We start from the raw sequence: 24,514 nt of genomic DNA on the forward strand, positions 1-24,514 counted from the left end.
AAAATGCCGGATACTTGGTTATCGGCAGATCTTGCTGATCATTAACATTTTTTGAGTGTGTAGACGTAATGAGTGAACAGCAGGCAGGCAGTCGTATCCGGGTCGAAGCCCTGACAGCGGACGGGCAGGATCAGGCGGCCTTGTGGGCCGAGCGTCTGGGTCTGCCGGTGCAGGATGAACAGGCTGATTTTGCCCTGCAGGTGACTGACGACGGCCTGCAATTGCAACAGCTGGGTGACGATGCGCCCGGCGCGGTACGGGTCGATTTTGTCGAAGGCGCGGTGGCCCATCGCAGGCTTTTTGGCGGTGGCACCGGGCAGATGATTGCCAAGGCTGTCGGCATTCAACCGGGTATCCGCCCGAGCGTGCTGGATGCCACGGCGGGTCTGGGCAAGGATGCGTTCGTGCTGGCGAGCCTGGGCTGCGAGATGAGCCTGATCGAGCGGCAACCGATTATCGCCGCTTTGCTGGAAGATGGGCTGTCGCGCGGGCGCCATGACCGCGACGTGGGTTCGATCATCGGTCAGATGCGTTTGCTGACCGGCAATTCGATTGAGCTGATTCGCAACTGGCAGGGCGAGGCACCGCAGGTGATCTACCTCGATCCGATGTTCCCGCACCGGGAAAAAACCGCACTGGTCAAAAAAGAGATGCGCCTGTTCCGTCCGCTGGTGGGCGATGACATGGACGCGCCTGCCTTGTTGGAAGCCGCGCTGGCACTGGCCACGCACCGTGTGGTCGTCAAGCGTCCGCGCAAGGCGCCCTGCATCGACGGGCCCAAGCCGGGTTATGCGCTGGATGGCAAATCCAGCCGTTATGACATCTATCCGAAGAAAGCCCTCAAACCCAAGGCTGTGGATTAACCCGGTCGTGCTGTCCGTCACTGTTCAGGCTGATAGGCCCGCATGAACAGTTTCACGACTTCCTGCACATGCCCCTCAGCGGTATCCGCGTCCGGCGGTGTGCTGCATCCCACCAGCAGACGGAAGTTGTGAATGCCTTTGACCATGTTCAGAAAATGCTCGGCAGCCCTGCGCGGGCTTTCGATGCGCAGGCTGCCGGTTGCGTCGATCTCGACCAGCACGCGTTCCATCTCGCTGACGAGCTTTTGCGGGCCGGCCTCGAAGAAGATCATCGACAGCTGCGGGTCCTGAGTGCCCAGCGTCACCATCAAACGATGCAGGTCGAGGGATTCCGGGCTGTTGACCAGACACTGAAAGGCACGGGCGATATTCAGCAGCGCTGTCTCGACGGTCGCGCCTTCTGCCAGATGAAACAGCGCGGCAGGCATCTGCTCTTCGCAACGCGCCACCACAGCGGCTGAAAACAGCGTTTCCTTGTCGGTGAAATGGCTGTAGACCGTGAGTTTGGAGACGCCGGCTTCGCTGGCAATCGCATCCATGCTGGTGTTCACGTAGCCGTTGCTGACAAACAGATTCTTCGCGGATTCGAGAATGGCCTTGCGCTTCTCGAGGTCCTTGGGGCGGCCGGGGCCGCTGTTGGATGGGGTATCAGGCATAAGGTTCAAATAATGTACTGGTGAGTTTGATAATTTTTAATATACTCGCCAGTACAATTATTCCAAGCCTGTTTTGATGAAGGTTTACATCATGCTCCGCGATGTCATGCCGCTTCTCGTGCCGCTGTGTCTGGTCTCGCTGCTGACAGCGTGCGGTCAGGAAACCACCGCCCCGGTTTTCGTGCGCCCCGCGATGGTGGTGCAGCCGCTGCCTTCCGCTCAATCCATGGACAGCTACCCTGGCGAAGTGCGTGCCCGCTTTGAGCCTGAGCTGGCGTTTCGTATTTCCGGCAAGGTCAGCAAGCGGCTGGTCGAGGAGGGGCAGCGGGTCAAGGCCAACCAGCCCCTTGCCGAACTGGATGCGCAGGACGTACGCCTGCAACTGGACGCCACCCGTGCACAGGTCGCTGCCGCCGAAGCCAACCTGCAACTGGTGCGTTCCGAGCGGGATCGGTACAAGACCCTGCTTGATCGGCAGATGGTCAGCCGCTCGCAATACGACAACGCTGAAAACCTCTATCGCGCAGGAGAAGCCCGACTCAAGCAGATCAAGGCCGAGCTGACGGTGGCTGACAATCAGACGGCTTACGCCGTGCTGCGTGCTTCTCAGGACGGCGTGATCGCCAGGCGCTCGGTCGAGGTCGGGCAGGTGGTTGCTGCCGGGCAGACGGTCTTCACCCTGGCCACCGACGGTGAGCGAGAAGTGCTGATCAGCCTTCCGGAACAGAATTTTGCCCGCTTCAAGGTCGGCCAGCCGGTTTCCGTCGAACTCTGGACACTGCGCGATCAGCGCTTCCCAGGCCGCATTCGTGAGCTTTCACCTTCCGCCGATCCCCGTTCGCGCACCTTCGCGGCGCGGGTGGCGTTTGCCAGCGGGCAGGTTCCCGCAGAGCTTGGCCAGAGCGCGCGGGTATTCATTGCGGCCGAGCATGCCGTGCCGCTGGCGGTGCCGCTTTCGGCGGTCACCGCCGAGAACGGAGCAACGTATGTCTGGCTTGTCAGCCCTGACAGCACTGTGACGCGAGTTCCGGTCCAGGTTGGCCCGTATGGTCAGGAGTCGGTGCCAATCGTTCAGGGTGTGCAGGAAACCGACTGGATCGTGGCCGCAGGTGGGCATGTATTGCGTGAGGGTGAGCGTGTCCGTCCGGTGGATCGCAGCAATCGGGCCGTGAAACTGGCTGCCAAGGAGTAGGCCCGATGCACTTCAATCTTTCCGAATGGGCGCTGCGTCACCGCCAGGTCGTGCTGTACCTGATGATCGTTCTGGCCATCGTGGGCGCGCTGTCCTACACCAAACTGGGGCAGAGTGAAGACCCGCCCTTCACCTTCAAGGCCATGGTGATCCGCACATTGTGGCCGGGCGCCAGCGCCGAAGAAGTGGCCCGACAGGTCACGGATCGTATCGAAAAGAAACTCATGGAAACCGGCGAGTATGAGCGCATCGCGTCGTTCTCGCGGCCGGGAGAATCCACCGTCACCTTCGTGGCGCGTGATTCGATCTTTTCCGCCTACCTGCCTGATCTCTGGTATCAGATCCGCAAGAAGGTCGGCGATATTCGCCAGAACCTGCCGCCCGACGTTCAGGGGCCGTTTTTCAACGATGAGTTTGGTACGACCTTCGGCAATATCTATGCGCTGACCGGCCAGGGTTTTGATTACGCGGTACTCAAGGATTACGCCGACCGGATTCAGATTCAGCTGCAACGGGTCAAGGATGTCGGCAAGGTCGAACTGATCGGCCTGCAGGACGAGAAAATCTGGATCGAGCTGTCCAACGTCAAGCTGGCCACGCTGGGCTTGCCGTTGCAACAGGTGCAACAGGCACTGCAGGCGCAGAACGCGGTGTCCTCGGCAAGCTTCTTCGAGACGTCCAGCGAGCGAATCCAGCTGCGTGTGAGCGGGCAGTTCCAGAGCGTGGACGAGATCCGCAACTTCCCGATCCGCGTCGGCGATCGCACGTTTCGAATCAGCGATCTGGCGGAGGTACATCGCGGCTTCAACGATCCGCCCGCGCCGCGCATGCGCTTCATGGACGAGGATGCGATTGGTCTGGCGGTGGCCATGAAGGACGGCGGCGACATTCTGGTGCTGGGACGAGCGCTGGAAACCGAGTTCGCCCGGTTACAGAAGAACCTTCCGGTCGGCATGCAGTTGCGCAAGGTGTCCGATCAGCCTGCTGCGGTAAAGACCGGTGTCGGCGAGTTCGTTCAGGTGCTGGCCGAAGCGCTGATCATCGTGTTGCTGGTGAGCTTCTTCTCGCTGGGTGTTCGCACCGGCATGGTGGTCGCGCTGGCCATTCCGCTGGTGCTGGCGATGACCTTTGCGACCATGTATTACTTGGGCATCGGCCTGCACAAGATTTCGCTGGGGGCGCTGGTGCTTGCCCTGGGTCTGTTGGTGGATGACGCGATCATCGCGGTGGAAATGATGGCGATCAAGATGGAGCAGGGTTACGACCGGCTCAAGGCCGCCAGCTTCGCCTGGACCAGTACGGCATTCCCGATGCTGACCGGCACGCTGATCACGGCAGCGGGCTTCCTGCCGATTGCCACCGCGCAATCGAGTACCGGTGAGTACACACGCTCGATCTTTCAGGTGGTGACCATCGCGCTCATCGCCTCGTGGATCGCAGCAGTCATGTTCGTGCCTTATCTGGGCGACCGCCTGTTGCCGGATCTCGCCAAACGGCACGCAGCCAAGCATGGCAGCCATGCCCCTGATCCCTATGCGACGCCATTCTACAAACGTGTTCGCGCACTGGTGGGCTGGTGCGTACGGCGCCGCAAGACCGTTATTGTCGCCACGGTCGGTTTGTTCGTCCTGTCGGTGGTGATGTTCAAGTTCGTCCCGCAGCAGTTCTTCCCGGCTTCCGGGCGTCTGGAACTGATGGTGGACCTGAAGCTGGCCGAAGGCTCGTCGCTGGTCAACACCGGCGAGCAGGTCAAGCGTCTGGAACAGATGCTCAAGGGCCACGAAGGTATCGACAATTACGTCGCTTACGTGGGCACCGGCTCGCCGCGTTTCTACCTGCCACTGGACCAGCAACTGCCTGCGCCCAGCTTCGCCCAGTTCGTCGTGCTCACCCGCAGCATCGAGGATCGCGAGGCGCTGCGCAGCTGGCTGATCACTCATCTTAATGAGCAGTTTCCGACCCTGCGCTCCAGGGTGACGCGTCTGGAAAACGGCCCGCCTGTGGGCTATCCGGTGCAGTTCCGTGTCACTGGCGAGCACATCGAAGTGGTCAGGGCGCTGGCGCGCAAGGTGCAGGACAAGGTTCGCGAGAATCCTCATGTGTCCAATGTCCACCTGGACTGGGAGGAGCCGAGCAAGGTCGTGCACCTGAACATCGACCAGGATCGCGCACGTGCGCTGGGCGTGACCACCGCCGACCTCTCGGCCTTTCTGCGCAACTCGCTCACCGGTTCAACCGTCAGTCAGTATCGCGAAGACGACGAACTGGTGGACATCATGGTGCGCGGCACACGCAATGAGCGCGAGCAGCTGGAAGCGCTGTCCAGTCTGGCCGTTCCGACGCAAAACGGCGCCAGCGTCGCGCTGTCTCAAGTGGCGACGCTGGAGTACGGATTTGAAGAAGGCGTGATCTGGCACCGCAACCGCCTGCCCAGTGTGACCGTGCGTGCTGACATCTATGGCAAGGATCAACCGGCGACGCTGGTGAAGCAGATCATGCCGACGCTGGATGGTGTACGCGCCGAGTTGCCGGACGGTTATCTGCTGGAGGTTGGCGGTACGGTGGAGGATTCCGCACGCGGACAGAATTCGGTGAACGCAGGCGTTCCCTTGTTCATTGTCGTCGTGTTGACCCTGTTGATGATCCAGTTGCGCAGCTTCTCGCGCATGCTCATGGTGTTTGTGACTGCGCCGCTGGGCCTGATCGGGGTGACGCTGTTCCTGCTGATCTTCAACCAGCCGTTCGGCTTCGTGGCCATGTTGGGCACCATTGCGCTGTCGGGGATGATCATGCGCAACTCGGTGATCCTGGTGGATCAGATCGAGCAGGACATTGCCGCAGGGCTGGATCAGTGGCACGCGATCATCGAAGCCACAGTGCGTCGCTTCCGGCCCATCGTACTGACGGCTCTTGCGGCCGTACTGGCGATGATCCCGCTGTCGCGCAGCCTGTTCTTCGGCCCGATGGCCGTGGCCATCATGGGCGGTCTGATCGTCGCCACTGCGCTGACGCTGCTGTTTCTGCCCGCGCTGTATGCGGCGTGGTTCAGGGTGAAGAAGGTTGAGGGTATATAAGTCGGCTGATATCGCGGTGAGTATCGGACCGTGGGAGGCGTCACTACGTCTTCGACGTAGCGCTGCCGCGCAGCAAACAGCGGACTGTGGGGACTTGTCCGCGAAGAGGTGGTACAGCCGATGAAAGTTCAGCGACTGAAATGCAGCATTCGCGGACAAGTCCGCTCCCACAAAATCCAGTTTCTTCAGTGGTTTACAGGTTGTTTGATAAGAGGCGGCTTACCGGCGATGAGCGATGATGCGTTTCTTCTGGCATATCGCGTCGACTTCATCGCCGGCAAGCCGCCTCCCACGAGGTCATGCCGCAGTGCTTACAACGCACCAAACACTTTCTTCGCCAGTCCTGTCGCCGCAGCGGCCGGGTTGGCGCGGATGCTTTCTTCCTGTTTGGCGATCATCTCGAACAGGCCATTGAGCGCCTGCTCTGTCACGTAGCTTTCGATGTTTGCGCTTTTGGTGTCCAGCAGGCCCAGTGATGAGGCCTTGCCTGCGAAAGCGTTGTACTTCTGCGCCAAACCGACCTGATCGGTGGCTTTCTTGACGATGGGCAGGAATTTGGTACGTATCTGCTCGCGGCTGCTACTGCTCAAGTATTGCGTTGCCGAATCCTTGCCACCGCTGAGAATCGACTTGGCGTCGGTCACGCTCATCTTCTTCACCGCATCCACCAGCAGCGCCTGGGCTTGCGGGACGGCAGCTTCTGCTGCCTGGTTCATGCTGGTTTCCAGTTGATCGACCTGAGTGCCCATGCCGAGCATTTTCATTTTCTTGGCGACCTGACCCAGCTTTCCGGGCAGTTCGATACGCACTTCCTCGTTCTTGCTGAAACCACCCGGCACGCCCAGTTGCTTGACCGCAACCTGTGCGCCCTGGGTCAGGGCATCCTTGAGGCCGCCCGTAGCATCGGATTGCGACAGATCACCCAGCGACAGGGCGAAGACGTTGGCCGACAGCAGCAGGCCTGCACAGAGGCCGGCAAAGGAAAACGTGGGGCGAAGCATGGCAGCATCCTTTTTGGTGAGGTCTTGGAAGCAGCGTCGAGGCAGATATCGGCGCTGTATGCATTGAGCGTATCAGGAAGTCGGTGCGGGTGTTTGACACCGGGAAAATGAGCGAGGCTCAAACGAATATCAGGCGGGGCGGGTGAGGAGGGGGACACAGCTGTTGGACGGACAGCGGGGCACGAAAATGCCCCGCTGACACAGACTTCTTCAAGTGAGAACTACGCCGCTCCTTCCTCGGCGCTGATGTTTTGCTCATCTTCACCGCTATGCAATGCCACCTGACGGATCGACAACCTGATTTCGGCTGGCAATACGCGTTTCGCGGCGCCTTCAGCCAGATCGCCCAGCAGCGGGTGGTAACTCAGCTTGCCCGCTGTGTCCTTGCGCAATACGCCCAGGTCGAGCAGGGTCTGGATGAAGTGGCGGAACAGGCTCTTGTCGAAGAATTCCGGCGCGTTGAGGCCGTGCAGAATCGACAGTCGCTGGGCCATGACTGTACACAGGTCCTCCAGCTCTTCGGGGGTCAGGCTTTTCTGACCGCTGTTGAGCAGCAGAGCGATGGCCATGTAAAAGCGCTGCAGGGTCTGGGCGATGGCGCGGGACAGCAGGGTCAACAGGACGAACTCGCGCGAGCTTGGCTCCGGGCGGATGTACACGTCGTCCTTGCGACGCAGCAGGCCCTGCTCGACAAAGGCGGCCAGCCACTGATCCACGACCTCATCCAGCTCGTTGAGCGGCCAGCGGATGAACAGCTCGGATTGAAGGTACGGATACAGCGCCCGTGTGTAGCGCAGGATCAGCTCCCGGCTCATGCGCGAAGAGCTCTGGAAGAAACTGGCCAGCAACGACGGCAGCGCAAAAATGTGCAGCACGTTGTTGCGGTAGTAAGTCATCAGCACCGCGTTCTGTTCGTTCAGGTACAGAATCTTGCCCAGCGCATCCTTCTGTTCGGCCAGCAGGTCCATGCCTTTCACATGCTCAATCAACGCACGGCCGTCGCCTTCCGGCAGCGTCGTGTGAGGGGAATACGGGACTGCGCGCAGCAGCGTCAGGTACAGGTCGAGCACCCGTTCCATGGCCTGGTCATCCAGCGCCAGACGATGCGTCGACAGCAACGCCACGGCCACCAGATTCATCGGGTTGACGGCAGCCGCTTCGTTCAAGTGCTGAGCCACGCGCTCACCCAGACGATGGGTGGTGCCGCTCAGCCAGTCAGGTTTGAATTGCGGGGCCAGCTCCTGTTCACGCCAGTCCGGCTGTTCGGATTCGAGAAACTCGGCCAGCTTGATCGGTTCGCCGAAGTTCACCGACACCTGACCGAAGCGCTGCTTGAGCGCGCCGATGACTTTGAAGATGTCGAAGATCGATTCTTTCTTTTTGGTCGCACCGCGCAGTTCGCCCAGGTATGTACGGCCTTCAAGTACGCGCTCGTAACCGATGTACACCGGGATGAACACGATGGGCATGCGCGAGTTGCGCAAAAAGCTGCGCATCGTGATGGCCAGCATGCCGGTCTTGGGTTGCAGCATGCGCCCGGTACGCGAGCGGCCGCCTTCCACGAAATACTCGACCGGGAAACCCTTGGTGAACAGGGTGTGCAGGTATTCATTGAACACTGCGGTGTACAGCGGGTTGCCCTTGAACGTGCGACGCATGAAAAACGCGCCGCCACGCCGCAACAGACTGCCGATCACCGGCATGTTGAGGTTGATGCCCGCAGCAATGTGCGGAGGCGTCAGACCATTGCGAAACAGCAGGTAGGAGAGCAGCAGGTAATCGATGTGGCTGCGATGGCAAGGCACATAAATCACTTCATGACCCGGCGCGACTTCCTGCACGCCTTCGATGTGGCTGACCTTGATGCCGTCGTAAATCTTGTTCCAGAACCAGCTCAGCACCACTTCCAGAAAACGGATTGCCGAGTAGGTGTAGTCCGAAGCGATCTCGTTGCCGTAACGCAGTGCCAGCTCGCGAGCCTTTTCCTCGGAAATCTTTTCGCGCTGGGCTTCCTCAAGAATTGCCTGCTTGACCAGCGGCTCGTCCAGCAGCCCCTTGACCACGTTGCGCCGGTGCGACACGTCTGGACCGATGACAGCACTCTTCAGGTTGCGAAAGTGCACGCGCAGCAGACGTTGGGTCATGCGCAGGGTCAGCTCGTAGCCCTTGTTCTCGTCGACCAGCTCACGCAGGTGAATAGGGGCGGAAAACTGCACACGGGTCTTGCGGCCCAGAATCAGAATGCTCACCAGACGACGCAGGCGTCCTGTGACCGCCCAGCTGTCGGCGAACAGCAGCTTCCAGGCGCTCGACTCACGATCAGGCGATTGCCCCCAGAACACGCTGACTGGAATGATCTGCGCATCCTCGGTCGGGTTCTGACCGACCGCAGCCACCAGCCGCTCCAGCGTCGGTGGCGCACCGCGTTTGTCGTGACGGCCTAGCCAGTCGGGAGAGGGCGTCAGGTAGAAGAACGCAGCAGGCTCCATCAGATCGCCGACCGACACCGACAATACCGGGCGAGGCAGACCGGCCTTGCGGCATTCGGTGTCCAGCACGGCCAGATCGCTGATCGACGGCGATTGCAGGGCATAGAACACCGGCCGGCTGCGATCCAGATTGAGTGTGAAAGACGATTGATTGATGGTTTCCGAGCGAACCCAGAGGTACAGCAAACGGCGCAGCGTGCCGAATACAAGACGGCGGAACGGAGAGCGGGTCATACGGCTTCTGCTGAATAAAGGGCGGCTGCCCGAGATGGCATCAGTGTGACGCATCCCGAGGCGATGGGCAAAAGCGGTGAAGTGATGCAGAGCGTCACGGGCTGCATGCCCACGCAGAGCACTCGCCGTTATACACAAGCCCGGAAGACGCGCAAAACGGGGCCAAACGTAAGTATCTGGCTGAATGCATACCCTGTGGGAGGCGGCTTGCCGGCGATGGCGTCCGTTCGGTCACTGATAGGCCGCTTCAGAAAAAGCATCGCCGACAAGCCGCCTCCCACAGTCCGTGGTTGCAGCAAGACTGAGCGCAAGCATGGGCCTGCTCGGCGTACCTGAGATCACGCTGATCGTTCCCACGCTCCAGCGTGGTAACGCCTCTCAGGACGCTCCGCGTCCGGGCTGCAGGTCAACGCTATGCGTCGGCATGATCAGTTCGGCAGGGTTTGTGACTGTTATTGAGTCCGCTGCGATCCTGTCGCTTACGACGTCTTCCAAGTGATCTCTTCTTCACCGTCGGCGCTGATGCGCATCCAGCGATCGGCGGTATCGTCGCTTTCCTCTTCCACCCATGTCCCGGGTGCGCAGCGCACTTCCACGTTAAGCGCAGCAAACGCGGCGCGGGCGCAGGCGATGTCGTCGTCCCACGGCGTCTGGTCGCTTTCCAGGTACAGGCTGTTCCACTTGCCCACGGCCTTAGGCAGCCAGGTCACAGGCACGTTGCCTGCCTTGCACTTCCAGGTCTGGCCTTTCTGTGCCCACTCGCTGCAGGGGCCAATGGCTTCGCCGAGCCACCGGGCGATGGCTTTGTGGTCGACGTCTTCGTCTTTCAGATAAATCTCGATATCGGGTTGGCGCATGGGTGCCTCTTTTTGAATGCTTATTGCAGCACGAAATAATCGTAGCGCATGGAAACGGTGACCTTGAATGGTCCGGGCTGTTCGATGACAGCGGTGCGACGTTCGGCACTGGCGCGCCAGCCATGAGGCGTCATGGCCAGCAGATCGGCGCGTGACTGACCGTCGATCAGCTTCAGGGTATAGCGCAACGTTTCGCTGTGCTGGAGTTGCATGCCTTCGGGGACTAGCGCCAGGTGTTTGTCATCCGCGTAATCGCGCACTTCGTCATACAGACGCTGGCGCAGCTCCATCAGGTGGTCGTTGGTCGGCCCGACGCGCATCAGCCCGCCACCGGGTGTCAACAGGCGCTTGGCTTCTGACCAGTCCAGCGGGCTGAAGACGCTGGCCAGAAACTGACAACTGGCGTCCGGCAACGGCACGCGGGCCATGCTTGCCACCATCCACGTCACTTTCGGATCGCGACGGCAGGCGCGCTTTACGGCTTCACGGGAGATATCCAGCGCATACCCGTCGGACCTTGGCAGGGCTTCGGCAATTTGCGCGGTGTAATAACCCTCGCCACAGCCGATGTCCAGCCAGTGAGCGGGCATACGTTCAGCCGCGAGTTCAGCGAGCCTGCGGGCTACCGGTGCGTAATGGCCCGCGTTGAGAAAATCACGCCGCGCCTCGACCATCGCCTGATTGTCGCCAGGGTCGCGGCTGTTCTTGTGCTGCACCGGCAGCAGGTTCAGATAACCCTGCCGCGCACGGTCAAAGCGATGATTGGCGGGACAGACCACGCCATTGTCGGCCGAAGCGAGCGGCCCCGAGCAGATAGGACAAGTCAGCATCAGGCGAGCAACTTGACCAGTGTCTGGTAGTAGATCTCGGTCAATACATCAAGATCGCTGGCCAGAATGCGCTCGTTGACCTGATGGATCGTCGCGTTGACCGGGCCCAGCTCCACGACCTGAGTACCCAGCGTCGCGATGAAGCGCCCGTCGGACGTACCGCCGCTGGTCGAGGCCTTGGTGTCGCGGCCGGTCACGCTCTTGATGCTCGCGGACACGGCGTCCAGCAGGGCTCCCGGCTCGGTCAGGAATGGCAGGCCGGACAGCGCCCAGTCGATGTGCCAGTCCAGTTCATGCTTGTCGAGAATGGCGGCTACGCGTTGCTGCAGTCCTTCGACGGTCGACTCGGTGGAGAAGCGGAAATTGAACACCGCCACCAGATCGCCCGGAATCACGTTGGTCGCGCCGGTGCCGGAATTGAGGTTGGAAATCTGGAAGCTGGTCGGTGGAAAGAAATCGTTGCCGTTATCCCAATGCTCGGCAGCCAGCTCGGCCAGCGCGCCCGCAGTCAGGTGAATCGGGTTCTTCGCCAGATGCGGATAGGCGACATGACCCTGCTTGCCGCGCACCGTGAGTTTGGCGCCCAGCGAGCCGCGACGACCGTTCTTGACCACATCGCCCACCAGTGTGGTGCTCGACGGCTCGCCGACGATGCACCAGTCCAGACGCTCCCTGCGCGCCGCCAGACGCTCGACGACCGCCTTGGTGCCGTGATGCGCCGGACCCTCTTCATCGCTGGTGATCAGAAATGCAACCGAACCACGGTGGTCCGGATGGTCAGCCACGAAACGCTCGGCCGCCACCAGCATGGCCGCCAGACTGCCCTTCATGTCCGCTGCGCCACGTCCGCATAGCATGCCGTGCTCGTCGATCAGCGCATCGAACGGGTCGTTCTCCCAGGCCGTGACCGGACCTGTCGGCACCACATCGGTGTGACCGGCGAAACACAGCACCGGACCTTCGTGGTTGCCATGGGTTGCCCAGAAATTGTCCACGTCTTCGATACGCATCGGCTCAAGCTTGAAACCGGCATCGCCCAGGCGCTGCATCATCACGGTCTGGCAATCGGCATCGACTGGTGTGACCGACGGTCGACGGATCAGGTCGCAGGCAAGCTGCAGGGTAGGCGAAAGGTCGGAAGGGGCCGTCATGTACAGAACTCCGGTAGCAAGACTGGTGGGCGCGAAAAGGCCGTTATCTTATATCAAACGACGGTGTGAGGCCGTCGTTCGTTAGATGTTTCACATGTGTCATTCAATAGGACGTTCTTGCCGGCTTGCTTTTCCAGAGAGTACAGCCATGGCGACCGCCGCCAGATAAGGTAGAGATTGTGCACAAAGCATGGCTTTCCAGAACCACAAATCTGGATCGCTGGCAGCGTTGCTTGCGTGCAGCCCGATTATCGCAAGCCAGAAGAGGGTTACCATGCATAGCTCTTCTCTGGCCTCTATCAGACCTCTGCCACTTGAATCTCCTTGGGTTTGTTTGGGTGTGCGGAAAAAGGGCAGTCGCGAGGTGAAAGTACCGGACAATACTGCTTTGCCGATGGTGGGATACAACGCCATGCCAGCCAGTATCGCGGCGAGTGCTTCCCTGATATCAGTGCTTATCTGATACCTGTACACGTGTATGACCTTGAGTGTTCTGAAGAGCAGCGCTGACAATAGTGACGTCGAAAAAAGCCACGGCACCGGTTTGACTATGTAAGGTGCGATGATCATCGCAGTAGACCAGCTCAGTGCCGCCAGCGTGAGTAGATAGTTCAATCCCTCTGCAGCCCAAGGAACCCAGCCTGCAAGAAAATGATAGCGCTGCATCGCAGTCAAGGTCTTGCCACGTGTACTGAACAGGCTTTTGGCGTGTTGTTTGACTATCTGAACCGCGCCATAAGCCCAGCGATAGCGTTGCTTCTTGAAGTGAATGAACGTGTCAGGTGTGAGGCCCTTGCCATAACTGATAGGCGAATACCCCGTAGATAATCCGTTCTCCAGTATGCGAAGCCCCAGTTCTGCGTCTTCACAAATGCATCCGTCAGACCACCTGAGTCGTTGTAAGACATCACGACGAACCAGTGTCATTGTTCCGTGCTGAATGATCGCGTCATGGTCGTTCCGGATAACCATACCGATGTTGAAAAATCCTCGATATTCAGCATTACAACAGTATTTGAAGAGACTCTCGTGACTGTCTCGAAAGTTTTGAGGGGCCTGTATGACAGCGATGTTCGGCGCCTCGAAGTGAGGCGCCATGTGCCTCAGCCAGTTACGGTCAACGCAGTAATCGGCGTCGACAACTGCTATGACTTTCACATCAGGCGCGGTTCTCTCCATCAGGTAATTCAACGCGCCAGCCTTGTAACCAGGCATTGCCTCCACGTGAAAAAACCTGAACCGTTTACCCAGGCGTTGACACGCCTGCTCAACGGGCTTCCAGACAGCCTGTTCTTGGGTATTGTTGTCGATGACCAAGACCTCATAATCAGGGTAATCGAGATTTTTCAGAGCCTTCAGTGTCTGCTCGACCATTTCGGGAGGTTCATTGCAGCACGGAACATGCACGGAGACTTTCGGTAGCGGTTTGATCTGCTGACGTTGAGGCCTGAAAATTCGCCGTTTTCTGGGGCACCACTGGATTTCGAGATATTCATGGACTTCTACGGCCATGCCTGTCATGAAGCAAGCGGCCCAGACCATGCTCATCGGTATGAGCGCCCATAACGTCAGTGCCTTGGCCGTTGCTATACCTGCCCAGACCAACAGGCCGTAAGCGGTGGCTGCTGAAAACACTGCGCGCGGCAAGGAGCGAGGCCGTGATGTTTCAATAAAGCGTCGGTAGATACTCCCCCAGTTGACCCGTGTTTCCAACGGTCCTGAGCGTTGCAGCTTGATCCGGCGTTGAGCGTCAAAGATTCCCCAGTGAGGTCCTGCCAGTCCCTCTTCCGTTTTCCACGGCTGATCGAACGCTTCAATAATGAAGTACTGCTCGTTGCGCTTTGTGAGTTGAGCGACCTGAGTGCGCAGGTAGAATGACTGCTCGGCGGTGGATGTCGTCACGCTCGTCGCAGTGCTGCTGCGACTGGGCCAGCCTATTTCGGACATCAATAATGGTTTGCCAGGATACATCTGCCTCAACTCATCGGCGCGATCAATTACAAAGTTGCTGGCTTGAGACGGTGTCAAGCCTTCCCAAAAGGGTAGGATGTGCGCGGCAATAAAATCAGTGTGCTCTGACAATTCGGGTGTTTCATGCCATTGCACCCAGATCTCTGATGTCGATACCGGAACCTCGACCTGCTGCCTCGCTTGCTCCAGATAAGTAATTAACTGACTGATGGACACGTCTGCGCGAAACAGGACTTCATTGCCCACGAGGAGACGCTCGACGTTTATTGAGCGTCGGGTGATATCAATGGCCGTCGCCAGTTCATTTGCATTGTGAATCAAGTCTTGTGATATCCAGACACCGAGCGTCACTTGCATACCCAGAGTTTCAGCAATCTCTGGAATATCAGCGAGCGTTCCCTCGACGGAGTACGTTCTGATGTGACGTGCCAGTGGCCTTATCAACACAAGGTCTTCTTTTATTTGTTCGCGTGTGGGGAAGATCTTTTTATAGGGGTCTTGGCCTGGGCGATAAGGTGCGTACGAAAAACCATATAGAGTGTCGGGCCAGTCGGGGACGCCCTCTATTGTTTTCTTGAATAGTGAAGACGCTAGCGTACGTAGTTTGAGACGATAAAGGTCCCTTGGTGGGGTGCATTTCATGCTGAGGCTTCCTGCCTGGTTCATCCTTGTTTATTGATTTTAGTCAACGAGGGGGCCGTCGGTTCTGCCGGCGGGCCCTTCGCAGCAGTGTTGCCCTCATTCGTCGATGCTCGCCCCATCAGGTGTTTGTCGGGCGACGTGCCTACTTGCGGTGTCGGGTAAAGGTGGTAGGTGTCTCATTGCCCGCAAACCCCTATAATGCGCGCCGGTTTTTGAGGTATTGGTCATGAGCGCAGAAGATCCACGTTTCGCAGGCATCGCCCGGTTGTACGGCATCGAGGGGCTGGAGCGTCTGCGTGCCGCGCACGTGGCGGTGGTCGGTATCGGCGGCGTGGGGTCGTGGGCGGCGGAAGCGCTGGCGCGCAGCGGTGTGGGCGAGATTTCGCTGTTCGACATGGACGATGTCTGCGTGAGCAACACCAATCGCCAGTTGCATGCGCTGGACAGCACCGTGGGTCGTGCGAAGGTCGAGGTGATGGCCGAGCGTATTCGATCCATCAACCCGGACTGCGTGGTGCATGCGGTGGCTGACTTTGTGACCCGCGACACCATGGCCGAGTGCATCACGCCGGAGCTGGATTTCGTCATCGATTGCATCGACAGCGTCAACGCCAAGGCGGCGCTGATCTCCTGGTGCAAACGGCGCAAGATCCAGATGGTCACCACCGGTGGGGCAGGCGGGCAGATCGATCCGACGCTGATCCAGATCGCCGACCTGAACCGTACCTTCAACGATCCGCTGGCTTCCAAAGTGCGTTCGACTCTGCGCCGCGATTATGGCTTTTCGCGAACCCCGAACCGCCACTACAGCGTTCCGTGCGTGTTCTCCACCGAGCAACTGCGTTATCCGAAGCCGGATGGCAGCATCTGCCTGGAAAAGAAGTTTGTCGGCGAAGGGGTCAAGCTCGACTGCGCGGGCGGCTTTGGCGCAGTAATGATGGTCACCGCATCGTTCGGCATGATTGCCGCCACGCGCGCTGTGGACAAACTGGTGGCGGGTACCCGTCGTCCATCGGAGCGGCTCAAAGCTGCCGCGGCAGTTTCCGATCAGGCTTGAGTAAGCGTTCGCATCTTCTGCAGTACGGCGTTCAGGCCGTTGCTGCGCGAGGGTGACAGCTGGCGGCTCAACCCCAACTGACTGAACCAGTCCGGCAAGTCCACAGCCTGCAGCTCCTCTGCCGAAAGGCCGTTCACTCTTGCCAGCAGCAGCGCAACCAGACCGCGTATCAGACGCGCATCGCTGCTGGCGCGGAACTGCCAGTGTCCGGCGTCGACATCGCCGTTCAACCAGACCTTGCTTTCACAGCCATGCACCAGATGCTCGTCCGATTTTTCGTCATCGCTCAATGGCGGCAGTTGGTCGCCCCACTGCATCAGCAGGCGCGCGCGTTGCTCCCAGCCTTGCTGCTGGCTGAAGATATCGAGTGCGGTCCGGGCAAGCGGAGGAAGACTCATCTGAGCAGCTCCAGTGCCTGATCCAGTGCATTGAAAAAATGAACAAGGTCATCGGAGTCGTTGTACAGCGCCAGCGAAGCCCGGATGGCGCCGGGCAGCCCCAGGCTCTTGAGCAACGGCATGGCGCAGTGATGACCGGCACGCACGGCAATGCCCTGTTCGGTCAGCAGGTGCGCCAGATCGGCATTGTGCACGCCTTCGACCACGAAGCTGACCAGCGCCAGGTCCGGGGAACCGAGCACTTGAATGCCGTCACGTTGTTGCAGACCTTCTAGCAGGCGGCGATGCAGTTTGAGTTCATGTTCTGCCACCGCCTGATGGTCCAAGCTGTCGAGATAGTCCAGCGTCGCACCGAGACCGATCACACTGGCGATAGGCGGCGTACCGGCTTCGAAACCCAGCGGTGCAGGGCGAAAGTTCGAATGATGATAATCGGCGGTCAACACCATCTCGCCGCCGTACTGCCAGTGCGCAAGGCTGGGCAGCGCGTCGTTGCGGCCGAACAGCACGCCGAGGCCTTCGGGGCCATACAACTTGTGGCTCGAAAACACATAGAAGTCGCAGCCCAGCGCCTGAACGTCATGACGGCCATGGACCACGCCTTGTGAGCCGTCCACGACCGTCAGGGCGCCCTGTGCCTTGGCCAGGTTGATGAGCCGCTGCAGTGGCTGCCAGGTGCCGAGCACATTGGACAGCTGACTGATCGCCAGCAACCGTGTGCGGGACCCGATCAGGTGAGCGGCGGCCACGCAGTCGATGACCCCGTTGGTGTCCAGAGGCAGAACCACCAGCTTGAGGTCGAGACGTTGCGTCAGTTGCTGCCAGGGCAGCAGGTTGGCGTGATGTTCAAGCGCGCTGATGACGATTTCGTCACCCGCCGCGAACTCGTGTGCCAGACCGTAGGCGAGCAGGTTCAGCGCCGAGGTCGCGCCGTGGGTAAAAATGATCTGTCCCGAGTCGCCCGCATTGAGCCAGTGGGCCGTCTTGCTGCGGCTGTCTTCGAATGCCTGGGTGGCGTGGGCGCCGGGCAGATGCTGCGCACGATGCACATTGGCGGCACCGTTGGCGTAGTAATGAGTCAGGGCATCGATCAATGCCTGGGGTTTTTGCGTGGTGGCGGCATTGTCCAGATATGTCTGGCCTTGCCGTTGCAGGGCGGCGATGGCAGGAAAGTCAGCGCGCCAGGGGGAAAGGAGGGGCATGATTCATCCGGCTGGGTGAAGCGGGTTCGGAACGCGGCGTTCCGAACCCGCACACGGCATCAGTTGTGAGCGTGCAGGGCTTCGTTCAGCTCGATGGCCGACTTGTGGGTCTTGCATTCCACAGCGCCGGTCTGCGAGTTGCGACGGAACAGCAGGTCGTTCTGACCGGCCAGCTCACGCGCCTTGACGATTTTGACCAGCTCGTTGTTCTCGTCGAGCAGGGCAACCTTGGTACCGGCCGTCACGTACAGACCCGATTCCACGGTGTTGCGATCGCCCAACGGAATACCGATACCTGCGTTGGCGCCGATCAGGCAGCCTTCGCCGACCTTGATGACAATGTTGCCGCCGCCGGACAGGGTGCCCATGGTGGAGCAGCCGCCGCCCAGGTCGGAACCCTTGCCGACGAAGACGCCAGCCGACACACGACCTTCGATCATGCCCGGACCTTCGGTGCCGCCGTTGAAGTTGACGAAACCTTCATGCATCACGGTAGTGCCTTCGCCGACGTAGGCGCCCAGGCGTACACGTGCGCTGTCAGCGATACGAACGCCACTCGGCACGACGTAGTCGGTCATTTTCGGGAACTTGTCCACCGAGAACACTTCCAGCAGTTCGCCTTTCAGGCGGGCTTCCAGCTGACGCTCGGCCAGTTCGCTCAGGTCCACAGCGCCCTGGCTGGTCCAGGCCACGTTCGGCAGCAACGGGAAAATGCCGGTCAGGTTCAGGCCGTGCGGCTTGACCAGACGATGGGACAGCAGGTGCAGCTTGAGGTACGCCTCAGGGGTCGACGTCAGCGGCGCATCTTCAGCCAGCAGCGTGGCAACCAGCGGCTTGTGGCTCTCGGCCAGACGATTGAGCAATGCAGCCTGGGTGGCGTCGATCGATTTGACGGCATCGGCCAGCTTGTAGGACTGATCAACATTGAACGTGATCGCCTGATTGCCGCCGGTGTAGCCCAGCGCTGGCGCGATGGCCGCAATCAGCTCGGCCGAAGGGTTGATCACAGGCTGTGCGTAGAACACTTCCAGCCAGGCGCCTTCGCGATTTTGAGTGCCAACGCCGAAGGCCAGGCTGAACAGGGTAGTGGACATGCGAATACCTCGTAACTTATCTAAGGGCTAATCAGTAGCGTCCCGGCTTACTGAACGGCCGCTGCATACAGGTCGGGTTTGAAGCCAATCAGGGTCTTGTCGCCCAGATCAAGCACAGGGCGCTTGATCATGGACGGCTGCGCGAGCATCAATTCAATGGCCCTGGGCTGGTCGATATCGGCTTTCTGCGCATCGTCGAGCTTGCGGAAGGTCGTGCCCGCCCGGTTCAGCACCACTTGCCAGCCGTGCTCGTTGCACCACTGGGTCAGGTGCTCGCGGTCGATGCCTTGCGTCTTGTAATCATGAAAATCGTAGCTGACGGAATGCTCGTCGAGCCAGGTACGTGCTTTTTTCATGGTGTCGCAGGCTTTGATGCCGAACAGGGTGTAAGTCATTGAATTGTGCAGGGAGACGGGCGTTGCCGGATGTTCCCTGTTGCCTCCCGTGAATTTTGGCCGGTGATTATGCCACGTCGGCGCATTTAGCGCTTTGGCTGTCTGGCACCGGTGCCCTGACCACTTTAAGTGAAGAACATTTCACCCGTCTTACCCTTGAGCGATGGGCGGTGAAGGGTAATGATGATGTTCCACATGTAAGATCGGGTGCGTTATGTCTGAACAGGAAAAGAAGAGGGAAGCGGCGCTTATCCGACAACGTTATTACAGGGAACGTCAACGCGCGGAAGGCTTCAAGCAGAACACAATCTGGATACACAGCCAGGCCGAGATAGAAGGGCGGATGGCAGCGCGGGAAGGAAAACCGCTGTTGCCGATGCGGTCTCATGATCCTGTCAGTTGGGCTGTGGGATGGATTGCTGAAACGTTGAGGGTTCGGGATTAGGCGTTCTCTGAAAGGCGCGTCACGTAAGCCTTGGGCAATCGACGACGCGCCAATCAGCTTGGGTTACGGCTTTTCAAATTTCGAATTGCTGCGGTCAGGGTAGTTCGACTGCATGAACTCGATGTCTTTTGCACTCAGTGTCTTGCCGGTATTGATGATTTCGAAATCGCCCAGCGTCAGGCCGTTCGGAACATCGAAGTGCATGATCGAATCCTTGTCATAGGCTGAATAGTGAAAGTCAGCCGCTTCGTATTGATCGAGAAAATTTCGGGCCACCAGTTCATCGCTGTAGCCTGCCTGGGCAAGCAGGCGACGCAACACCGGTTCGTTCCACGGAATCCCCGCATCCGGATGCTGATGCTCATGAACGGCGCCCAGCGCATGACCGAACTCGTGCAGGACAATGCGTTCCAGCTCGGCTTTTGGCCGTAGATCACTCTCGAATATCTCCCCGACATTGAATTCCATTGTGGCCTTGTCCTGCGCGACCAGCAGAGCGTCAGTGCCCAGTTCGCTCCAGTTCAGGTGGGTATTGAGCCCAATGCGAATGTCGCTGGGGCCGCTGGTCACGAATTCGAACTTCAGGTTCACGTGCGGCAGCCATTTGCGGGCGGCATCGATGATCGGCTGAGTCAGCGGGGCAGGCGGGCTCTTGAGGAATTCGATTTTCAAGGTTCGGCCACGTGCCCAGTACTTGTTGAAAGCAACCAGAAGGCGTGGTTCGCGCTCGGTGACGTCCGAGGCGTAGCCCGTTTCCGATTTGTAGGTCGGTGTGATGGAAGCGTTGGCCGGGTTTTCGCGAATGGCTGTCTCGTAGGACGCCTGATAGTCCTCTGCGTCGCGCATGGAACAGAGCAGTGGCAGGTTTTCTCGGATTTGTGATTCGGGCATACGGGTCATCTTCGTGGAGGCGCTTCCCTGTCGGGATGCGCAATAAATGGACCACGAAGATAGCCAGCTGAAAAAGAGGACAGGTGTTAAGTAAATACTGCACCGCACTTTGCGCGCGGCGCAGTGGCAGGCTTACTTACGCACGAAATCACGAATGCGTTCGGCGGCCTCGATGCATTCGGCCAGCGGCGCAACCAACGCCAGACGAACCCGGCCGGCGCCCGGATTGACGCCATCGACTTCACGCGACAGGTACGAGCCGGGCACGACGGTCACATGCTGGTCGACGAACAGGTCGCGGCAAAAGGCAGCGTCGTCGGTGCCGACGTTCGGCCACAGATAGAAGCCGCCGTCCGGGCGCTGTACATCCAGGACGGGTGCGAGGATGTCCAGCACGGCATCGAACTTCTCACGGTATAGGTCGCGGTTTGCACGAACATGCGCTTCGTCGTTCCAGGCTGCGATGCTGGCCAGTTGGGTTTGAACCGGCATGGCGCAGCCGTGGTAGGTGCGATACAGCAGGAAGGCCTTGAGAATGTCCGCATCGCCCGCCACGAAGCCCGAGCGCAGGCCTGGCAGGTTGGAGCGTTTGGACAGACTGTGGAACACCACACAGCGTTTGAAATCCTTGCGACCCAGTTCCACGCAGGCGCTGAGCAGGCCGGGCGGCGGCGTCTGCTCGTCAAAGTAGAGCTCGCTGTAGCATTCGTCAGCGGCGATCACGAAGTCGTGTTCGTCAGCCAGGGCGATCAGTTTCTTGAGGGTGTCCACCGGAATCAATGCGCCGGTCGGGTTGCCCGGTGAGCACAGAAACAGAATCTGGCAGCGCTTCCAGATATCCGGCGTCACCGCATCGAAATCCGGGTTGAAACCGTTTTCGTTCAGGCACGGCAGGTAGTAAGGCTGTGCACCTGCCAGAAAGGCTGCGCCCTCATAGATCTGATAGAACGGGTTAGGGCTGATGACCAGCCCGTCGTCGCTGCGGTTGACCACAGTCTGCGTGAAGGCAAACAGCGCCTCACGAGTACCATTGACCGGCAGAACGTTGCGTGCCGGGTCCATCCAGCCTTCAGGCAGGTCGAACCTGCGCGTGCACCAGCCTGCAATTGCCTCGCGCAGTGCCGGGATGCCCAGTGTGGTCGGATAGACCGCCATCTGGTCCAGGTTGTCGGCCAGCGCTTTGGCGACAAAGTCGGGAGAGCGATGCTTGGGCTCACCAATGGACAGCGCAACCGGACGTTTTTCCGGGTTGGGCGTCACGCCGCCGAGCAGGGCACGGAGCTTCTCGAACGGATAAGGTTGAAGCAGTTGCATGGCGTTGTTCATGAGGTAAAGGCTCTCAAGGACTGCGTCGAAGGTTAAATACTGAGTCGCATCTCGCCGCTTGGCTGCGAATTGACACTCAGTTGCTTGATGATCGCCTCCTGCAATCGGCTGCACAGCTGCGGATCGGACAACGGATGATTGTCGGCATCCGTGATGAAGAACACGTCCTCCACCCGCTCACCCAGTGTCGCAATCTTGGCATTCTGCAGCGACAGGTCGAACTCCAGGAAAATCTTGCCGATGCGCGCCAGCAGGCCCGGACGATCCGGGGCCAGCAGTTCGAGCACGGTGACCGGACGCTGTGCATCGTTGTGAATCGTGACCTGCGGTGCAAAGGCGAAATGCTTGAGCTGCCTGGGCACACGCCGCTTGATGATGGTCGGGTAGTCATCCGGGTTGCGCAGGGCTTCGGTCAGGCCCTCACGGATTTCCTGAACGCGTACCGGATTGTCACCGATCGAACCGCCTTCGTTGTCCAGCACAATGTAGGTGTCGAGTGTGAACTTGCTGCTGGAGGTGATGATGCGTGCGTCGTGAATGTTCAGGTTCAACTGGTCCATCGCTGCCACGGTCACGGCGAAGAAGTCATGCTGGTCTGGTGCATAAATGAAGATCTGCGTGCCGCCTTCGAATTCCCGCTGCGTGGTTTCCTTGATCAGCACCAGCGGGCCGCCATCGGCGGGCTGCTGCAGGATCGCATCGCTGTGCCAGGCCACGTCGCCTGCCGTGTGGCGCAGGAAGTAGTCATCGCCCAGCGCCGACCAGAGTTGCTCGACGTCATCGGGGTCAGTGCCGTTGCGCACCAGAATGTCCAGTGCCGCGATCTGCGTGCGGCGGATCTGTTCTTCGCGATCGACCGGGTTCTCGAGGCCACGGCGCAGTGCACGTTTGGTCTCGGTGTACAGCTGGCGCAGCAGGCTGGCGCGCCACGAGTTCCAGAGCGTGGGATTGGTCGCATTGATGTCGGCAACGGTCAGCACGTACAGGTAATCCAGATGAACCTCATCGCCCACGAACTGGGCGAAATCGTGGATGACCTGTGGATCGGACAGGTCCTTGCGCTGCGCGGTGGTCGACATCACCAGGTGATGGCTCACCAGCCAGACGATCAGGCGGGTATCCCAGCCCGGCAAGTGGTGACGCACGCCGAAGGCTTCGGCATCCACTGCGCCCAGTTCGGAGTGATCGCCGCCACGGCCCTTGCCAATGTCGTGATACAGACCGGCCAGGTAGATCAGTTCGGGTTTTGGCAGGCGGCCCATGATCTTGCTGGCCAGCGGAAATTTCTCCGACACCTCGGTGTACTGCAGTTTGCGCAGGTGCTTGATCAGGTTCAGCGTGTGCGCATCGACGGTATAGATGTGGAACAGGTCGTGCTGCATCTGGCCGACAATGTGGCCGAACTCCGGCAGGTACAGGCCCAGAATGCCGTAGCGGTTCATGCGACGCAGATTGCGGTGAATACCGATTTCGCACTTGAACAGCTCGATGAACAGGCTGGTGTTGCGAATATCGTGGCGGAAGTCGTCGTTGATCAGGTGCCGGTGTTCGCGCAGCAGGCGAATGGTGTCGGCGCGCACGCCCTTGATCTCCGGATGCTGGGCCATCAGCACGAAGATCTCGATCATGGCGAACGGGGTGCGCTTGAACACATTCGGGTGTGTCGCTTCTATATAACCGTCGTGCAGCTGGAAGCGGGAGTTGAGTGGCTGCGGCGTACCGCTGTCGTCGTCTGACAGGATGACTTCTTCGAAGTGCTGGATGATCAGGTCGCTCAGCTCGGCGATGCTCATGACCACGCGGTAATACTTCTGCATGAAGCGTTCGATGGCAAGCTTGGCGTCGCTGTCTTCATAACCCAGCAGGCTGGCAATGCTGCGCTGGTAGTCGAACAACAGACGGTCTTCGGAGCGTCCGGCCAGCATGTGCAGGGCATAGCGGACCTTCCACAGGAATTCCTGGGAAGAGGCCAGCAGGTTGTTCTCGCTCTCCAGCAGAAAGCCTTCACCTGCCAGGGCATGCAGGTTCAGGGTGCCGTATTGGCGTCGTGCCACCCAGAGGATGGTCTGGATATCGCGCAGGCCACCGGGCGAGCCTTTGACGTTCGGCTCAAGGTTGTATTCGGTGTCGTTGTATTTGTGATGACGGCTTTTCTGCTCGGCACGTTTGGCCAGAAAGAAATCCTTGCTGGGCCACATATGACGCGGGCTGGTGACTTCCAGCATGCGCTGGCGCAGGCGCTCGGGGCCTGCAATGGTCCGGCTTTCCATCAGGTTGGTGATGACGGTCAGGTCGGCCAGGCCTTCCTGCGCGCATTCGTCCACCGAGCGCACACTCTGTCCGACTTCCAGGCCAATGTCCCACAGCAGGGTCAGAAACCGCTCGATGGGCTCGCGAAAGATTTCGTGGTCTGCGCTGTCCAGCAGAATCAGCAGGTCGATATCGGAGTAGGGGTGCAGTTCGCCCCGTCCATAACCGCCGACCGCCAGCAGCGCGATGTCGGCGTCTTCGCTCCAGTCGAACTGATCCCACGCCTGGCACAGGATGTTGTCCACGAACCAGGCGCGATCCTCGATCAGGCGACGAATGTCGCGTCCCGACCTGAAGCGCGCGTCCAGCACGTCGCGCGCGTTGCGGATGGCTTTCTTGAAGGCAGCGATGGGGCTTGCCTTCAGTGCCAGTTCGGCCTGGAACTGGCCGCGGTCGAACAAATCAGGATCTACCTGCGGCATGGAGCGGGTTTCCT

General features: G+C 59.6%; 19 protein-coding genes. 5 read left to right on the top strand and 14 right to left on the bottom strand.

Annotated elements, in window-relative coordinates:
* Positions 1-68 precede the first annotated feature (68 nt).
* Positions 69-863 carry a class I SAM-dependent methyltransferase gene (locus AO065_RS23130; RefSeq protein ID WP_004878955.1) on the top strand — a complete coding sequence of 265 codons (795 nt, stop codon included), beginning with the start codon at positions 69-71 and terminating at the stop codon, positions 861-863.
* A 17-nt stretch (positions 864-880) separates the two neighbouring features.
* Here AO065_RS23130 and AO065_RS23135 read toward each other — a convergent pair whose 3' ends face one another.
* Positions 881-1,519, bottom strand: coding sequence for a TetR/AcrR family transcriptional regulator (locus AO065_RS23135; RefSeq protein WP_004878957.1), 639 nt, complete (start codon positions 1,517-1,519; stop codon positions 881-883).
* Between the two features lie 91 nt (positions 1,520-1,610).
* On the opposite strand from AO065_RS23135, the gene AO065_RS23140 reads away from it, so the two are divergent.
* Both AO065_RS23140 and AO065_RS23145 read left to right on the top strand, forming a co-directional pair.
* Positions 1,611-2,711 carry an efflux RND transporter periplasmic adaptor subunit gene (locus AO065_RS23140; RefSeq protein WP_054540853.1) on the top strand — a complete coding sequence of 367 codons (1,101 nt, stop codon included), beginning with the start codon at positions 1,611-1,613 and terminating at the stop codon, positions 2,709-2,711.
* A gap of 5 nt (positions 2,712-2,716) precedes the next feature.
* Positions 2,717-5,785, top strand: coding sequence for an efflux RND transporter permease subunit (locus AO065_RS23145; protein WP_004878971.1), 3,069 nt, complete (start codon positions 2,717-2,719; stop codon positions 5,783-5,785).
* 311 nt (positions 5,786-6,096) lie between these two features.
* Here the strand turns inward: AO065_RS23145 and AO065_RS23150 are convergent, their stop codons facing one another.
* From AO065_RS23150 to AO065_RS23175, 6 genes are all read right to left on the bottom strand, one after another.
* Complete coding sequence (locus tag AO065_RS23150) at positions 6,097-6,786, bottom strand: DUF4197 domain-containing protein (protein WP_004878979.1); 690 nt, start codon at positions 6,784-6,786, stop codon at positions 6,097-6,099.
* Between the two features lie 221 nt (positions 6,787-7,007).
* On the bottom strand, positions 7,008-9,509 hold the full coding sequence (gene plsB, locus AO065_RS23155) for a glycerol-3-phosphate 1-O-acyltransferase PlsB (RefSeq protein WP_004878981.1): 2,502 nt from the start codon (positions 9,507-9,509) through the stop codon (positions 7,008-7,010).
* 479 nt (positions 9,510-9,988) lie between these two features.
* Positions 9,989-10,366, bottom strand: coding sequence for a hypothetical protein (locus AO065_RS23160; RefSeq protein ID WP_004878983.1), 378 nt, complete (start codon positions 10,364-10,366; stop codon positions 9,989-9,991).
* A gap of 20 nt (positions 10,367-10,386) precedes the next feature.
* Complete coding sequence (locus AO065_RS23165) at positions 10,387-11,196, bottom strand: putative RNA methyltransferase (RefSeq protein ID WP_004878984.1); 810 nt, start codon at positions 11,194-11,196, stop codon at positions 10,387-10,389.
* On the bottom strand, positions 11,196-12,347 hold the full coding sequence (gene dapE, locus AO065_RS23170) for a succinyl-diaminopimelate desuccinylase (RefSeq protein WP_004878987.1): 1,152 nt from the start codon (positions 12,345-12,347) through the stop codon (positions 11,196-11,198). Before dapE ends, AO065_RS23165 begins: the two co-directional genes overlap by 1 nt.
* A gap of 99 nt (positions 12,348-12,446) precedes the next feature.
* Positions 12,447-14,960, bottom strand: coding sequence for a glycosyltransferase family 2 protein (locus tag AO065_RS23175; RefSeq protein ID WP_004878990.1), 2,514 nt, complete (start codon positions 14,958-14,960; stop codon positions 12,447-12,449).
* A gap of 226 nt (positions 14,961-15,186) precedes the next feature.
* On the opposite strand from AO065_RS23175, the gene tcdA reads away from it, so the two are divergent.
* A complete protein-coding gene (gene tcdA / locus AO065_RS23180; RefSeq protein ID WP_004878993.1) occupies positions 15,187-16,017 on the top strand; it encodes a tRNA cyclic N6-threonylcarbamoyladenosine(37) synthase TcdA in 831 nt (276 codons plus the stop codon).
* Here the strand turns inward: tcdA and AO065_RS23185 are convergent.
* Genes AO065_RS23185 through AO065_RS23200 form a run of 4 tightly spaced genes read right to left on the bottom strand, consistent with a single transcriptional unit; the run spans position 16,008 to position 19,106 of the window.
* Complete coding sequence (locus AO065_RS23185) at positions 16,008-16,415, bottom strand: SufE family protein (protein ID WP_004878995.1); 408 nt, start codon at positions 16,413-16,415, stop codon at positions 16,008-16,010. The two genes, tcdA and AO065_RS23185, sit on opposite strands and share 10 nt — an antisense overlap.
* On the bottom strand, positions 16,412-17,617 hold the full coding sequence (locus AO065_RS23190; RefSeq protein ID WP_004878997.1) for an aminotransferase class V-fold PLP-dependent enzyme: 1,206 nt from the start codon (positions 17,615-17,617) through the stop codon (positions 16,412-16,414). The genes AO065_RS23185 and AO065_RS23190 overlap by 4 nt, the downstream gene beginning before the upstream one ends.
* A 59-nt stretch (positions 17,618-17,676) precedes the next feature.
* Positions 17,677-18,711, bottom strand: coding sequence for a 2,3,4,5-tetrahydropyridine-2,6-dicarboxylate N-succinyltransferase (gene dapD, locus AO065_RS23195; protein ID WP_004879000.1), 1,035 nt, complete (start codon positions 18,709-18,711; stop codon positions 17,677-17,679).
* A gap of 47 nt (positions 18,712-18,758) precedes the next feature.
* Positions 18,759-19,106: an ArsC family reductase gene (locus AO065_RS23200; protein ID WP_004879002.1), complete on the bottom strand. Its 348-nt coding sequence runs from the start codon at positions 19,104-19,106 to the stop codon at positions 18,759-18,761.
* 214 nt (positions 19,107-19,320) lie between these two features.
* Between AO065_RS23200 and AO065_RS23205 the strand changes: the two genes are divergently transcribed.
* Positions 19,321-19,551, top strand: a complete 231-nt coding sequence (locus AO065_RS23205; RefSeq protein ID WP_004879005.1) for a hypothetical protein — start codon at positions 19,321-19,323, stop codon at positions 19,549-19,551.
* A 63-nt stretch (positions 19,552-19,614) separates the two neighbouring features.
* On the opposite strand, the gene AO065_RS23210 is transcribed toward AO065_RS23205, so the two are convergent.
* From AO065_RS23210 to AO065_RS23220, 3 genes are all read right to left on the bottom strand, one after another.
* The gene (locus AO065_RS23210) at positions 19,615-20,442 is read right to left on the bottom strand and encodes a matrixin family metalloprotease (RefSeq protein ID WP_004879008.1); all 828 of its coding nucleotides are present in this window, start codon (positions 20,440-20,442) and stop codon (positions 19,615-19,617) included.
* Between the two features lie 132 nt (positions 20,443-20,574).
* The gene (dapC, locus tag AO065_RS23215; RefSeq protein ID WP_004879011.1) at positions 20,575-21,768 is read right to left on the bottom strand and encodes a succinyldiaminopimelate transaminase; all 1,194 of its coding nucleotides are present in this window, start codon (positions 21,766-21,768) and stop codon (positions 20,575-20,577) included.
* 32 nt (positions 21,769-21,800) lie between these two features.
* On the bottom strand, positions 21,801-24,500 hold the full coding sequence (locus AO065_RS23220; RefSeq protein ID WP_004879013.1) for a [protein-PII] uridylyltransferase: 2,700 nt from the start codon (positions 24,498-24,500) through the stop codon (positions 21,801-21,803).
* Positions 24,501-24,514: the final 14 nt, after the last annotated feature.

Origin of the sequence: Pseudomonas viridiflava, assembly GCF_001642795.1 — a bacterium.
GTDB lineage: Bacteria > Pseudomonadota > Gammaproteobacteria > Pseudomonadales > Pseudomonadaceae > Aquipseudomonas > Aquipseudomonas viridiflava.